This is a genomic window from Shewanella khirikhana (assembly GCF_003957745.1).
Classification (GTDB): domain Bacteria; phylum Pseudomonadota; class Gammaproteobacteria; order Enterobacterales; family Shewanellaceae; genus Shewanella; species Shewanella khirikhana.
Map to the genome: position 1 here is coordinate 841,611 of NZ_CP020373.1, position 14,045 is coordinate 855,655.

Consider the following 14,045-nt stretch of genomic DNA (forward strand, 5'->3'; position numbering starts at 1 on the left):
GCCGGAGCATACTTTGAGCAGTTTCTAACCAAAGAACACTCTTTCCCGATAATCGTCGCACCAGCCAGCCTGTTTTAGCTTGTTTCTCTGGCTCGGGGCGCCACAGTCACATTGCCGTAGCATATTCATGACGAAGCGGCGGAACAGGGCTACGTTTTCGACAGCCCCTTCAAGTGCTATCCGTGAGTCGTCTTCTTTGAAAACTACATCCAGCACGTAATGCTGACTGTTTTCAATCCGCCAGTGCTGACGGATGTAATGACCAAGCAATTTATGCCGTGGTGATAGCGAGCTCACGTAGTAGCTGGTATCTGTCGTTGTCTTACCATTCTGCGAGCGATGTCGTTCCACAGCGACGATGCTTCGGATTGTTGGCCATCTTTCTGCAAGCTTTTCAGGCAGCTTTGCCTTCAGTTGGAAAACGTAGCGCTCTTCTTTTCGGCCATGGGCTTCTTGTTTGATTTCGGTGACAACTTTCTCTTTCTTCGCATCGAAAACAGTCTGAAACTGCGACTGAACAGCCTCCCAAAGAGCAGGCTGGTTATTTTTGACCTGAACAACAACGTGAGCCTTCTTTTCGCTGATTTTCTCCAGCGTTTCGCGCTGGCAGTGCAAGGCATCAAGTGTGATCACCGCGCCTTTCAGGTTAAGAACATCAAGCATCTGCCGAACCACGCTGATTTCACCGTTCTTGGTTTGGGTTGGCTTTTGGCTAAGGACCAATCCGTTTTCGGTGTCGTAGGCTGTAACCAACTGCAACGCCGTTTTGGAGTCATTGCGGTAAGAGCCTCTGAGCACCTTGCCGTCAAAAGCTATTACGGGTTTACCGATGCTGGCTCGCTGTTCATTCACCCAATTCAGCAGCGCTTCGAGCAATGACTCCGCGACCACGGTACGAAGGATCCGCGCAATAGTGTGTCTTCGGGGAATACCATGCTCAAACGGGCGAAATTTTCGCAGCCATGGCAGTTTATGGTCACCGTAAGTTTGAATATCCTGCCAGCCCTCGGCACCTGACATGATGGCGCTTAGTACGAGGAACATGACATCCACAAGGTCATGCCTTTGATTAACTTCAGAGCGGGTTTCTTCTACAACGGTCAGGTGTTCGAGCAAGTTCATTGGAGCAGCGACTGATTAAATGAACCGCTATTAGATCACAGCTGATCTGCTCACTCAACACTGGCTAGAAAAGTACGATCCCGCCCTGCCGTAGCACCGGCTGGCGCGGCCTGGCCTTTTAATATGGATTTGATTTTATTGCCTTCAATGACCAGGGTTCCCCGCTCCACGACTTGCCCGGGAGCCAGATGTAATCGGGCGCCTTCGATGGCTATCAGTGACTGCGGATCGGATGTCAGTAAGGTTTTGGCATCTGTACTCAACGGGATGCTGGATAGTCCCAGTAGGAGTAAGATGAAGTTATTGTTATTTTTCATCGTACTGGTGTTGTCTTTTCTGTAGGCAAAAGTAGATAAGAGAGTAACGGAAGACGCAATTGAATGGCAGTACTGAATTGTAAAAAGGTTTTCACACAAATAAAAAAGGCCGATATGAAATCGGCCTTAATATTTTGAGTATTCACTTAGATGAGGAAGTCATCCATAGAAGCGCCTTTCTCGGTGGCGTTCTTGAATACAGTAGGCATACGGCCCTGGCCAGTCCAGGTAATTTCTTCGCCGTCTACAACGATTTTGTATTTGGCAGGACGTGGAGCGCGCTTCTTGCCAGCAGGCTTGTTGGCAGCCACGTTACCCAGATCTTCAACAGACAGACCGATTTCAGCCATCTGCTTACGGATTTCTTCAATCTTGGCGATACGCTCGGCGTTGGCTTTCAGCTCTTCTTCGGCTTCAGCTTCACGCTCGTTAATGATTTTTTCCAGTTTGGCAGCCAGATCACGCAGCTCATCAACAGACAGATCTTTAACAGCAGCTTTCAGACGACGACCGTGGGTCAGGATTTCAAGAAAATCGCTCATGGTTTATTTGGTCCCGTGTTTAATAAACTAAAATGAACATCGAAAAGAATAATAGAAATAAATAAATCAGTCTGCAATTAAAAAACCGTAATTATTAAGTGATATTCATCAAAATAGGCGAGTTCGACCGCTTTTTGCTCCAGCCAATGGGTCAAATTGCGCATGTTGGTGATAAAAGCAGGCCACTTTTTTCCAATAGATACTTTGCTCAGGTTTAGCTTTTCATCCTGTCAGTGGCGCTTGAACCCCATCCTGGATGTCGTCATTGGCCTGTTTGGATACGAATTTTTAATGAAACGAGTGGGGCAGGCATGCCCTTTAACAAGACACAATTAATTACAGATAAATTGATTGGATATTGTATTTGTTGATATTTCAGCTTGGGAGTTGTTTGTTTGATACCTGAGCAAAACAGTCTGCTTAGCCTTTAGTCGAATTGTTATTGCGGCATCGATTTCATTTTCGTCAGTTTTAGCCTGCTTCTCTTCTGCGTTGTCTGTCAGTCTTCGCTTCTATGATGGCTATTGGTTCACTGCGGGTTACTGCTAACTTTACGGGCTTTTATCGGCCCAGCTTCTATATTTGTGGTCGGCTGCATTTGGGGTTGCCTGCATTTGGAGTTGCCTGCAGCGAAAGCCATGGAAGCGTCGGCTTTTACTCAAGGTTGATATCTGCGGGCGTATCATCCGCTGGGGTCATCATCCCATGTGCCATTGTGGCGTCTGCCGGGCGTAGCAGGCGCTATGTATCAGTTGCCATGTAATAGGCGTAATAGTGGTGTTCAAAAAACTGGCCAGTGAGCCTATGCACAAACTCACAAACGCTCGTTTGACTCAGGTTGACGTTTACGTTAACAGCACGTAAAGTTGCGCTATTGCGTAACCACTTGGGTGCCATGGTGCCCGCGGTTACATCCCCAACAAAAGAAGGTGCAGGAAGGAAACCCTATGAAAATACTGGTGCCTGTAAAGCGCGTTGTCGATGCCAACGTGAAGGTGAGGGTGAAGGCCGATAATACCGATGTAGACACGGCAAACCTCAAGATGGCGATTAACCCCTTTTGTGAAATTGCCGTAGAAGAAGCGGTAAGACTCAAAGAAGCGGGTCACGCCAGCGAAATCGTGGTTGTGAGTGTCGGCAGCAAGGCCGTGCAGGAGCAGATGCGTACCGCCATGGCACTGGGCGCCGATCGGGGAATTCACGTGGAAGCCGGCGACGATCTGGCTCCGGTTTCCATCGCCAAGATTTTGAAAGCCGTGCAGGACAAAGAGCAGGCTCAGCTGGTATTGCTGGGTAAGCAGTCCATCGATGGTGACAACAACCAGACCGGTCAGATGCTGGCCGCGCTGATGGACGCGCCTCAGGCGACCTTTGCTTCCAAAGTGGTTGTGGAAGGCGGTGAGCTGCTGGTAACCCGCGAAGTGGACGGCGGCCTGCAAACTGTGCGCCTGCCAATGCCCGCCATTGTGACCTCAGATCTGCGCCTCAACGAGCCACGCTACGCCAAACTGCCCGATATCATGAAAGCCAAGCGCAAGCCGCTGGATACCGTGACTCCGGAAGCCCTGGGCGTGACGTTAAAGGCACACCAGAAGCTTATCAGTGTGACTGCGCCTGCCGCCCGTCAGGCCGGTATCAAGGTGGCCTCTGTTGAAGAGCTGGTGGAAAAACTGAAAAACGAAGCAAAGGTGATCTGATATGAGCATTCTCGTCCTTGCAGAACATGATAACGCCAGCCTGAAACTGGATACCGCCAAGGTTGTGAGTGCCGCCAAGGCCATCGGTGGTGACATCCACCTGCTGGTTGCCGGTCATAACTGTGGCGCCGTTGCTGAAGCTGCCGCTGCCATCGATGGCGTTGCCAAGGTGCTGGTAGCCGATAACGCCGCCTATGCCGCGCATCTGGGTGAAAACCTGGCCGCGCTGATGCTGGATTTGGCCAGTGGTTACAGCCACATTCTGGCCGCCGCCAGCTCCATGGGTAAAGATGCGCTGCCGCGGGTTGCCGTGCTGCTCGATGTGGCCCAGCTCTCTGAAGTGGTAGCCGTAGTCGATGCCAACACCTTTGTGCGCCCCGTTTATGCGGGTAACGCGCTGGCAACGGTTGAGAGCCTGGATGACAAGAAGGTAATGACAGTGCGTCCAAGCGCCTTCGACGCCGCCGGCAACGGTGGCAGCGCCGCCATTGAAGCCCTGGATAAGGTGTTTACCGCCAAGAGCGCCTTTGTGTCCCAGGAGCTGACTGTCTCCGAGCGCCCTGAGCTTGGCAGTGCCGGCATTATCGTCTCCGGTGGCCGCGGTATGGGCAGCGGCGAAAACTTTGCTCTGCTTGAAAAACTGGCCGATAAACTCGGCGCCGCCGTGGGTGCTTCCCGCGCTGCGGTTGATGCAGGCTTTGTGCCCAACGATCTGCAGGTTGGTCAAACCGGTAAGATTGTGGCGCCGCAGCTGTACATTGCCGTGGGTATCTCCGGTGCCATCCAGCATCTGGCGGGCATGAAGGACTCCAAGGTGATTGTTGCCATCAACAAAGATCCTGAAGCGCCTATCTTCCAGGTGGCGGATTATGCCCTGGAAGCGGATCTGTTTGAGGCCGTGCCCAAGCTGATAGACTTGCTTTAATTTGTGATCTTGGTCACGATATGCGGCCTGGGGGTAGCTTCCCCCGGGCCGCTTGTGTTTTTATGTGCCGCACGCCTGCACACAGGCGTCCTGAGTAGAGGTGCGCCAAGCATCAGTAACAGTCAACAGGGTGATGCCGTTGACGGGCTGTGAAAGGGCATTGGCGCCGAAGTGGATGTGTGTATCACCGCCTTCCGCTGGGGTCGTTATCGAAAGAAACGGCACTGCCATAGTATTTTCTGTCGGGATGACAGAGGTTGTATTTACTATGGAGCGCTACTGATAGGACAGGTGTTCTTGGGTATCTTTGCCGTTTCCCCACCAGTTCAGTCGCCCTCCATTCGTTTTTTACGAAGATATTTCAATGACATTGATAAGTTACGCCGACTCGGCATTGTCCCTTTTGCCGCCGATTGTGGCTATCGTCCTGGCGGTATTGACCCGCAAGGTACTCTTGTCCCTTGGCTTGGGTATTCTGGTTGGCGCGCTGCTGCTGAATAATTTTGCTCCCCTTGCCAGCGCTGAATTTTTGGCTCACCGGGTTACCAATCTGGTGTGGAGCGATGGTGCGCTAAATAGCTGGAATCTGTATATCCTCGGCTTTTTGGTGCTGCTGGGGATGATCACTGCGCTCATTACCGTCTCCGGCGCCGCCCGCGCCTTTGCCGACTGGGCCAGACAACACATCCGCTGTAAGCGTGACGCCAAGCTGCTGACCATGTTTTTGGGCTGTGTGGTCTTTATCGACGACTACTTCAACAGTCTGGTGGTGGGCTCCATTTCCCGCCCCTTAACCGACCGTTATTATATTTCCCGTGCCAAGCTTGCCTATCTGCTGGACTCCACCGCCGCGCCCGTATGCGTGATTTCACCTGTTTCCAGCTGGGGCGCCTACATCATTGCGCTGATTGGCGGCATCCTCGCCACCCATGGCATGAGTGAGGCGGGGCATCTGTCGGTGTTTATCCAGATGATCCCGATGAACTTCTACGCCATCTTCGCACTCTTGTTGCTGCTGTGTGTGGCCTTTATGGGGCTGGATGTGGGCCCGATGAAGGCCCATGAGCAAAACGCCATGCGCGGTAATTTGTACGATGAAGCCAAGGGCACACCGCCGGGCGCCAGTGCCGACCTGCCGGAGGCCGATAGCGGCCGTATCGCGGGTTTGTTCGTGCCCATTGGCACCCTGGTATTTGCCACCCTGTTCTTTATGATCCAAAGCGGCGCCTCGGCGCTTGCTGACGAAAAGCTGCCGTTTTCGCTGATTGGCGCCTTTGAGAAAACTGATGTGGGCGGTTCGCTGTTCTTCGGTGCGCTGGTGGGCCTGGGGGTAACTCTGGTGCAGGCCATGATGCAAAAGGTTGAGAGCAAGCTGATTATCACGGCACTGACCCAGGGCGCCCGCTCCATGGTGCCTGCCATCTATATCCTGCTGTTTGCCTGGACCATTGCCGGTATTATCGGCGAGCTGGAAACCGGCAAGTTTATGGCGAGTCTTGCCAGCGGCAATATTCCCTTTGCGCTGCTGCCAGCGGTGATGTTTATCCTCGCCGGGCTTACCGCCTTTGCCACAGGCACCAGCTGGGGCACCTTCGGCATTATGTTGCCGATTGCCGCCGACATGGCCATGGGCAGCCACACTGCCATGATGTTGCCGATGCTCGCTGCTGTGCTGGCAGGTGCCGTATTCGGTGACCACTGCTCGCCCATTTCTGATACCACCATTTTGTCGTCCACCGGCGCCAGCTGCCACCATATCGACCATGTGGTGACTCAGCTGCCCTATGCGCTGATTGTGGCGGCCATCAGCTTGGTGGGCTATACGGTGATGGGCTTTACCGAGTCGGTGTGGGCTGGATTTGGCACCACTTCAGTCCTCTTTGTGCTGGCGGTGATAGGTCTTAAAATCAAGGCCGGGAAGGGCTGAGCCTCGCTGAGTTTACAAGACGTTTAACAATAGAAAAGCCGCTCAATTGAGCGGCTTTTTTGTGGCTGAGCTTTTGCTTACCAAAGCGCGGCCTATATCAGGCCGCTGCTTATTTCAGGTTGCTTATTTGAGGCCACGGCTTACTTCAGGCCACGGCGCTCCAGCAGACCGTCGGTGGTCGGTTCCTGACCACGGAAGTTGATGTAGGCTTCCATCGGCGGCACGCTGTTGCCCACTTCACGGATGGCCTTGCGGTACTTCATACCAATTTCACGGTTCAGGCCGCCCTGGGTTTGCACGTAGGCATAGGCGTCGGCAGCCAGAATTTCAGACCACATGTAGGCGTAGTAACTGGCGCTGTAGCCGCCCGGGAAGGCGTGGGCGAAGTAGGTTGAGCGGTAACGTGGCGGCACGGCTTCAATGTCCACACCGTGCTTCTTGAGCGCTGCGGCTTCAAAGCTGGCAACATCTTTGAGGCTGTCACCGGCTTTCAGTGAGTGCCATTCCAAATCCACCAGGGCCGCGGCCATGTACTCCAGGGTGTCGAAGCCCTGGTTGAAGCTGCGGGACTTGAGTAGTTTGTCCAGCAATGGCTTGGGCAGTGGCTCACCGCTCTGGTAGTGACGGGCGTAGTTGGCCAGTACCTTGGGATGGGCAGCCCAGTCTTCTTCGAAGGTGGAGGGGAACTCAACGAAGTCGCGGGAAACCTTGGTGCCCGCCAGCGTTGGGTATTTCACCTTGGACAACATGCCGTGGGTGCCGTGACCCATTTCGTGGAACATGGTGGTCACTTCATCGTAGCTGACAAAGGTCGGCTCGCCGTCTGGTGCCTTCTTGATGTTCATCACGTTCACCACCACTGGCTTGTTACCCAGCAGGCCGGATTGGTCCACGAAGGAGCTCTTCCAGGCGCCGCCACGTTTGCCGTCGCGGGCAAAGTAGTCGGCGTAGAAGATGGCCAGGCTGGTGCCGTCTTCATCAAACATTTCATAGGCCTTCACGTCCGGGTGGTACACCGGCAGATCGGGGCGCGGCGTCATGGTCAGGCCATACAGTTCCTTGATGGTGTAGAACACGCCATCTTCCAGCACACGGTTGAATTCGAAGTAAGGCTTGAGGCTCTCTTCATCCAGAGAGTACTTTTCCTGACGCACCTTTTCGGCGTAGAAGGCCCAGTCCCATGGCTTGAGCTCGAAATTGCCACCGGTTTTATCAATCATCGCCTGAATGTCGGCGGCTTCTTTGCGGGTGTTGGCCACGACTTTTGGCACCATGGTACCAAAGAGCTCATATACGGCTTCAGGGCTGCCGGCCATTTGCGGCGCCAGACGGTAGCTGGCCCAGTTGTCAAAGCCCAGCAGGGCAGCGCGCTCGGCGCGAAGCTGTGCCAGACGGGCAACCAGAGAGGCTGTTTCGTTCTCGCCTCCAAGGCCACGGTTGGCAGAGGCTTCGAATACCCGCTTACGCAGCTCGCGGTTTTCAAGCTGTGCCAGCACTGGCTGACGGGTGGTGTTGGTGATAGACAGCAGGAATTTGCCGTCATGGCCTGCGGCCTTGGCATCGGCGGCAGCCATACGAATAGCGCTGTCAGACAGACCGGCCAGCTCGGCTTCGCTGTCAACAACCACGGCGATTTCCTTGGTCAGGCGACGCAGGCGCTGCTGGAATTCGTCGGTCAGCTTGGAGTGCTCTTCGTTCAGGGCACGGATTTGGGTCTTCTGCGCTTCGGTAAGCTTGGCGCCGGCCATCACAAAGCGCTGATGGTAAACCTCAATCAGGCGCACTTCTTCTTTGGTCAGCCCAAGATCATTGCGCTGGTTGTACAGGCTTTCGATGCGGGCAAACAGAGTCGGGTTCAGGTTGATGTCGTCAGAGTGAGCCGACATTAAGGGCGCCATCTTGGCCTGCAGTGCACGCAGGGTAGGGTTGGAGTCGGTGCCCGCCAGGTTATAGAACACCTTGGAAGTGCGGGTCAGCAGGGCGCCACTTTTTTCCATGGCTACCAGGGTGTTTTCAAAGCTGGCGGGCTCAGGATTGTTGGCAATGGCCAGGATCTCTGCCTTGTGCTCGGCAATGCCCTGGAGCAGTGCTGGTTCGAAATGGCTGTCCTTGATGGCGGCAAAATCGGGCGCCTGATATTGCAATGCGCTTGGCGCGAAGAAGGGGTTGTCGGCACTGATACCTGCTACAGCAGTGGCTACATCGCCATTGTTTACGCCGCTCTCGGATGGACCAAGGGCGCAGCCGCCCAACAAGAGCGCGCCGCCTACGGCAAGGGCGATAAGGCTTTTATGCATGGTTTCTTCCTGCTTGTTGTTGTGATTGTGGTTTTTTGATGACTGGCTAGGCTAACGAGGCGGCCTTAAATAAGTCTGAATTGTTGTCGGAACTGGCACTGGGGCTGGGGCTGCGCTAAGATAGCCCGGCATTTTTATCAGGGGATCTTCGCGTTGGCTCAGCTCTATTTTTATTACTCGGCAATGAATGCCGGCAAATCCACCTCGCTGCTTCAGTCTTCTTACAACTACCGCGAACGGGGCATGAATACCCTGGTGCTGACCGCCGCCATCGACGATAGATATGGCGTGGGCAAGGTGGCCTCGCGTATCGGCATTAAGGCCGACGCCACCGTGTTTGGCAGTGAAGATAACCTGATGGATTTGATTGCCACTCACCACAGTCAGCAGCAACTGCACTGCGTGTTGGTGGACGAGAGCCAGTTTTTATCTAAAACCCAGGTGCGTCAGCTTACCGATGTGGTGGATAAGCTCGATATCCCTGTGCTCTGTTATGGCCTTCGCAGCGATTTTCGTGGTGAGCTTTTTATCGGCAGCCAGTATCTGCTGGCCTGGGCCGATAAGCTGGTGGAGCTGAAAACCATTTGTTTTTGTGGCCGTAAGGCCAATATGGTGGTGCGCCGGGATGGCGCAGGTAATCCGGTGCGTGACGGCGCCCAGGTGGCCATTGGTGGCAACGAGAGTTACGAGTCCATGTGCCGCAAACACTTCAGCGAACTGGTGTGGGACTGACACAGCCCCCAACAAAAAAGCGCCCGAGGGCGCTTTTTGCTTTTTAGGTAGCCATTATCAGGCGTGGGTTAAGTACCACTGCCAGTCCTGCTGGCCAACTTCTGCCATAAACTGCTGATACTCAGCGCGTTTTATTTTGGCGTATATCCGGTGGAAATCCTCACCCAGGACGGACTTCATCCACCCGGAGCGCTCAAAATTGCAGAGCGCCGACAACCAGTCGGTGGGCAGGGTCTGGTGCTCGCCCTGATAACCATTTCCGACAATGGCCTGACCCGGTGACAACTGATGGCGAATACCATGATGGCATGCCGCCAAAATTGCCGCTGCCGCCAGGTAAGGATTGGCGTCTGCGCCGCAGATGCGATGTTCCACATGGCGACTTGCCGCCGGGCCGCCGGGAACCCGGAAGGACACGGTGCGATTGTTCACGCCCCAGGTCTTGGCGATGGGGGCGTAGCTTGCACTTTGAAAGCGGCGAAAAGAGTTGGCATTGGGGCAAAACAGCAGCTGGGCATCTTCCAGGGTCGCCATCATACCGGCGATGGACTGAGTTAACAGCGGCGTACCCTCGGGCGATTCGCTGGCGAACAGGTTATTGCCATCGGCATCGGCCATGCTGACGTGCATATGCATGCCGTTGCCGGCAAGTTCGCCAAAGGGTTTGGCCATAAAGCAGGCCTGTAATCCATGTTTTGCGGCCACGCCCTTCACCAGTCGCTTGTAGCGCACCGCTTCGTCCATGGCCTTTAACACATCAAATCTGTGCTCGAGGGTAATTTCCACCTGACCCGGCGCATATTCAGAAATGGCGGTGCGGGCGGGAATGCCCTGCACCTCACAGGCGTGGTACAGGTCATCGAGAAAGGGCTGTAACTGCTCCAGCTCCAAAACGCCATACACCTGGGTTTGGCTGGGGCGATGACCATCGCGTTGCATCGCTGGCTGCGGGCGGCCGTTGGTATCGAATCTTTGATCCAGCAGGAAAAACTCCATCTCGGCTGCCATAACCGGGTAAAGACCATCGGCATTCAGCGCCTCAGTCACCCGGGAGAGTACCAGGCGCGGATCGGCCACTGCCGCAGGCATACCGGCTTGAGGGTGCATGGCAAGCTGAATTTGCGCTGTGGGTTGGGTGCGCCAGGGCTGCAACAACAGACTGCCTTCGAGGGGAAAAGCAGCACAGTCGGCATCGCCCACTTCCCACACCAGCCCGGTATCTTCCACATCATCCCCCTGGACGGTCAGCCCCAGAATGGTGCTTGGCAAGGGGCGGCCATGTTGATACATGGATAAGACTTCCTCCCGGTGCAGCAGTTTGCCGCGAGGGATGCCGTTGGGGTCAATGATAAAGACTTCAACGTGCTGAACCTGGGGATGTTTATCCAGAAAGTCTATCGCTTCCTGTGGTTTGGCAAAGGGCATAGCGGCCTCGGATTGACTGGAACCCAGCCGGGGATACCACAGAACTCCCACAAACTTGGATTGATATTGAACGTATTGTTTTATTTATTTGACAGTATTTCTTGCCTCTGTATCGAAAGTCAATGGGCAGCGATGGCGATAATTGCACCCTGTCGACCTGCCGGGCTTGGGGCGTCTGAGCTCTCATCAACAAGGCGGAATTGCTTTGAAAATCGGGTGTTTCCCGCAAATTAAGGTGTGTTTGTGTTATGCTGTATCGCCTCTGTAGCCATCTGTGCAGGGTCTGGCCATCATTTGCAGCTGTTTCTATCAGCGGCATCTTAGGCAGAGCTCTGCCATGGAGAAGGCGCGAATACGTCCTGTGCTGGTGTTGCCCATGTCGGTGGTGCCCATGCCAAGGGATAGATGCGGGGCTTTGCCTGCTGAAGTTGGCTGCCCTAAGCTGTCGCCACTGATATGCCAGAGCCGTGCGAGGACTTGTTCGCACCTTCCTTAGCCAAGGGACTGAATATGACATTCAAACGCAGTATTAATCCGCCGGTTTTCTTCGGCTCTCTCTTTCTTATCACCCTGTTGGTGGCGCTCGGCGCCATCTGGCCAGAGCAGGCACAGCAATGGTTTGGTGCCGTGCAACACTGGCTGGAACTCAAAGCGGGTTGGCTCTACGTAATGGGCGTGGCCATCTTCCTGGTTTTTATCGTTTTTGTGATGGTAAGTCGCTTCGGGGATATCAAACTTGGCCCCGATCATGCCGAGCCCGACTACAGCTACAAGAGCTGGATTGCCATGCTGTTTTCGGCAGGTATGGGCATAGGCCTGATGTTCTTTGGGGTGGCGGAGCCCGTGATGCACCTGATAGCACCGCCGGACGCCACGCCTGAGTCCATTGAGGCGGCCAAAGAAGCGATGAAAATCACCTTCTTCCACTGGGGAATTCATGCCTGGGCCATCTATGCGGTGGTGGCCCTGAGCCTTGCCTACTTTGCCTATAGGCACAAGTTGCCGCTGCTGCCTCGAAGTGCGCTTTACCCCTTGATTGGAGAGCGTATTTACGGCCCCATCGGCCATGCGGTGGACGCCTTTGCGGTGCTTGGCACCATGTTCGGGGTGGCCACGTCGCTGGGGTTTGGGGTGCTGCAGGTAAATGCCGGGCTTAACTTCCTCTTCGGTGATAGTGTGCCCATCGACACCCGCTTGCAGGTGGGGCTGATTGTGGTCATCACCCTGATTGCCACTGTCTCGGTGTTTTCCGGACTCGATAAAGGGGTTAAGCGGCTCAGCGAACTCAATCTGCTGTTGGCGGTGGTGCTGATGTTGGTAGTGCTGCTGGTGGGGCCGACGGTGGCGCTGCTGCAGGCCTTTGTGCAAAACACCGGCGCTTACTTCTCTGATATTGTTGGTAAAACATTTAACCTTTATGCCTATCAGCAGAAAAACGACTGGCTGGGCGGCTGGACCTTGCTGTACTGGGGCTGGTGGATTTCCTGGTCGCCTTTTGTGGGCACCTTTATTGCCCGGGTATCCCGTGGCCGCACCATTCGCGAGTTTCTGCTGGGGGTACTGTTCATGCCGAGCGGCTTTACTTTTTTGTGGATGACGGTGTTTGGCAACTCGGCCATCGACCAGATCCTGCATCAGGGCAACACTGTGCTGGCCGAGGCCGTTTCAAGTGATGTATCGGTGGCGCTGTTTGTGTTCTTCCAGCAATTACCGCTGACCTCCCTGCTGTCGGCGGTGGCTCTGTGTCTGGTGGTGACCTTCTTTGTCACTTCGTCCGATTCCGGCAGTTTGGTGATTGATAATCTCACTTCCGGCGGCGATATGTCGGCGCCTGTGTGGCAGCGGATTTTTTGGGCGCTGATGCAGGGCGTGGTTGCTTCTGTGCTGCTGCTTGCCGGTGGTTTGCAGGCGCTGCAAACGGCCGCCATTGCCAGTGCCATGCCGTTTTTGTTGGTGATGCTACTGATTTGTCTTGGGCTTTTTAAAGCACTGCAGGATGATTGGCTTAAGCTCTCCAGCGTGCAGCTGCACCACACCAGTGTGCAATACGCCAAAGCCAACGTGGACTGGCGCGAACGCTTGAAGGTACTGGTGGCGCAGCCCTCGGCCCATGATGCCAATGCCTTTTTGCGCGGACCGGCCAAAGAGGCGCTGGGGCAAGTGGCCGAAGCCCTGGTGGCTGAGGGCGTCAATGCCAGGGTAATGGAACTTGAAGACAGAGTGCGGCTGGTGATTGCCAGCGATGAGCATCCGGACTTCGTCTATGGCTTAAGGCTCAGGCAATACAGCAAGGTAGCCATGCCCGGCGCCGAAGAAGGCGAGGCTGGCGACGATGGTGAAGAGGTGTTCCACCGGGTGGAAGTGTTCCTTGAGCACGGTGGCCAGCACTATGATGTGCTTGGTTACACAGTTGAGCAATTGCAGGCCGACGCCGTGACCCAGTATGAAAAATACCTGCACTACCTGCACTTGTCGGTCAGTGAATCGGTGAGCGAAGACAGCTGATTGCGCCCCGTGCCGCTGCGCGTTATGCTGCGGCCATTATCTCAAGTGTGTGCGTGATTGGCCGTGAAGCGGCCGTTTTGGACCTGATATGACCCAGAGTAAACTCGATAAGGTATTGGCCGCAGAGCGCGAGTACCGTGAAAAACGTGAAGGTGGTTACCGGGAGCGGGCGCTTAAGCTCTACCCCTGGGTGTGTGGCCGCTGTGCCAGGGAATTTACCCATAAGAATCTGTCTGAACTGACGGTGCATCACAGGGACCACAACCACGACAATAACCCGTCGGATGGTTCCAACTGGGAACTCTTATGCCTGTACTGCCACGACAATGAGCACTCACGCTTTGAAGAGCTTATTCGTTACGGCAGCACCCAGGAGGCCAAACAGGAGTCGGCGACCTACAATCCGTTTGCCGATCTCAAAGCCCTGATGGGTAACAAAAAATAGCCAGCCTGGCTGGTTGGAAAAGGCGCTTGACGGCGCCTTTTTTATTGTATGGCATCTGTATAAATTGTCTGCAAAATCTGATTGGTTTGTGTTCGCCATCCCCCTATACTC

General features: G+C 54.7%; 11 protein-coding genes and 1 riboswitch. Of the genes, 6 read left to right on the top strand and 5 right to left on the bottom strand.

Features of this window, described 5'->3' with window-relative positions:
• Positions 1–24: 24 nt before the first annotated feature.
• The 3 genes from STH12_RS03600 to STH12_RS03610 form a co-directional block, all read right to left on the bottom strand.
• Entirely contained in the window at positions 25–1,122 is a 1,098-nt protein-coding gene (locus STH12_RS03600) for an ISAs1 family transposase (protein WP_126166131.1), read from the bottom strand.
• 50 nt (positions 1,123–1,172) lie between these two features.
• Positions 1,173–1,439: a hypothetical protein gene (locus tag STH12_RS03605; RefSeq protein ID WP_126166295.1), complete on the bottom strand. Its 267-nt coding sequence runs from the start codon at positions 1,437–1,439 to the stop codon at positions 1,173–1,175.
• 146 nt (positions 1,440–1,585) lie between these two features.
• Positions 1,586–1,981 (bottom strand): H-NS histone family protein, encoded by a 396-nt coding sequence (locus STH12_RS03610; RefSeq protein ID WP_126166296.1) that lies wholly within the window; start codon positions 1,979–1,981, stop codon positions 1,586–1,588.
• Between the two features lie 947 nt (positions 1,982–2,928).
• Here STH12_RS03610 and STH12_RS03615 point away from each other — a divergent pair.
• The 3 genes from STH12_RS03615 (at position 2,929) to STH12_RS03625 (ending at position 6,530) form a co-directional block, all read left to right on the top strand.
• Complete coding sequence (locus STH12_RS03615) at positions 2,929–3,678, top strand: electron transfer flavoprotein subunit beta/FixA family protein (RefSeq protein ID WP_126166297.1); 750 nt, start codon at positions 2,929–2,931, stop codon at positions 3,676–3,678.
• A gap of 1 nt (position 3,679) precedes the next feature.
• Complete coding sequence (locus STH12_RS03620; RefSeq protein WP_126166298.1) at positions 3,680–4,603, top strand: electron transfer flavoprotein subunit alpha/FixB family protein; 924 nt, start codon at positions 3,680–3,682, stop codon at positions 4,601–4,603.
• An 87-nt stretch (positions 4,604–4,690) separates the two neighbouring features.
• A riboswitch (Lysine riboswitch) is annotated at positions 4,691–4,890 on the top strand.
• Positions 4,891–4,967: 77 nt separating this feature from the next.
• Positions 4,968–6,530 carry a Na+/H+ antiporter NhaC family protein gene (locus STH12_RS03625; RefSeq protein WP_126166299.1) on the top strand — a complete coding sequence of 521 codons (1,563 nt, stop codon included), beginning with the start codon at positions 4,968–4,970 and terminating at the stop codon, positions 6,528–6,530.
• Between the two features lie 140 nt (positions 6,531–6,670).
• Here the strand turns inward: STH12_RS03625 and STH12_RS03630 are convergent, their stop codons facing one another.
• Positions 6,671–8,827: a M3 family metallopeptidase gene (locus tag STH12_RS03630; protein WP_126166300.1), complete on the bottom strand. Its 2,157-nt coding sequence runs from the start codon at positions 8,825–8,827 to the stop codon at positions 6,671–6,673.
• A gap of 153 nt (positions 8,828–8,980) precedes the next feature.
• On the opposite strand from STH12_RS03630, the gene STH12_RS03635 reads away from it, so the two are divergent.
• A complete protein-coding gene (locus STH12_RS03635) occupies positions 8,981–9,559 on the top strand; it encodes a thymidine kinase (protein WP_126166301.1) in 579 nt (192 codons plus the stop codon).
• Positions 9,560–9,616: 57 nt separating this feature from the next.
• Here the strand turns inward: STH12_RS03635 and STH12_RS03640 are convergent, their stop codons facing one another.
• The gene (locus tag STH12_RS03640; RefSeq protein ID WP_126166302.1) at positions 9,617–10,984 is read right to left on the bottom strand and encodes a glutamine synthetase family protein; all 1,368 of its coding nucleotides are present in this window, start codon (positions 10,982–10,984) and stop codon (positions 9,617–9,619) included.
• 510 nt (positions 10,985–11,494) lie between these two features.
• Between STH12_RS03640 and STH12_RS03645 the strand changes: the two genes are divergently transcribed.
• Together STH12_RS03645 and STH12_RS03650 are read left to right on the top strand one after the other, a co-directional pair.
• On the top strand, positions 11,495–13,489 hold the full coding sequence (locus STH12_RS03645) for a BCCT family transporter (protein ID WP_126166303.1): 1,995 nt from the start codon (positions 11,495–11,497) through the stop codon (positions 13,487–13,489).
• Between the two features lie 88 nt (positions 13,490–13,577).
• Complete coding sequence (locus tag STH12_RS03650; RefSeq protein ID WP_126166304.1) at positions 13,578–13,934, top strand: YajD family HNH nuclease; 357 nt, start codon at positions 13,578–13,580, stop codon at positions 13,932–13,934.
• Positions 13,935–14,045: the final 111 nt, after the last annotated feature.

Coding starts and splice junctions, on each gene's coding strand:
- STH12_RS03620 (WP_126166298.1), top strand. CDS start 3,680: ATGAGCATTCTCGTCCTTGCAGAACATGATAACGCCAGCCTGAAACTG.
- STH12_RS03610 (WP_126166296.1), bottom strand. CDS start 1,981: ATGAGCGATTTTCTTGAAATCCTGACCCACGGTCGTCGTCTGAAAGCT.
- STH12_RS03600 (WP_126166131.1), bottom strand. CDS start 1,122: ATGAACTTGCTCGAACACCTGACCGTTGTAGAAGAAACCCGCTCTGAA.
- STH12_RS03640 (WP_126166302.1), bottom strand. CDS start 10,984: ATGCCCTTTGCCAAACCACAGGAAGCGATAGACTTTCTGGATAAACAT.
- STH12_RS03615 (WP_126166297.1), top strand. CDS start 2,929: ATGAAAATACTGGTGCCTGTAAAGCGCGTTGTCGATGCCAACGTGAAG.
- STH12_RS03630 (WP_126166300.1), bottom strand. CDS start 8,827: ATGCATAAAAGCCTTATCGCCCTTGCCGTAGGCGGCGCGCTCTTGTTG.
- STH12_RS03625 (WP_126166299.1), top strand. CDS start 4,968: ATGACATTGATAAGTTACGCCGACTCGGCATTGTCCCTTTTGCCGCCG.
- STH12_RS03645 (WP_126166303.1), top strand. CDS start 11,495: ATGACATTCAAACGCAGTATTAATCCGCCGGTTTTCTTCGGCTCTCTC.
- STH12_RS03650 (WP_126166304.1), top strand. CDS start 13,578: ATGACCCAGAGTAAACTCGATAAGGTATTGGCCGCAGAGCGCGAGTAC.
- STH12_RS03605 (WP_126166295.1), bottom strand. CDS start 1,439: ATGAAAAATAACAATAACTTCATCTTACTCCTACTGGGACTATCCAGC.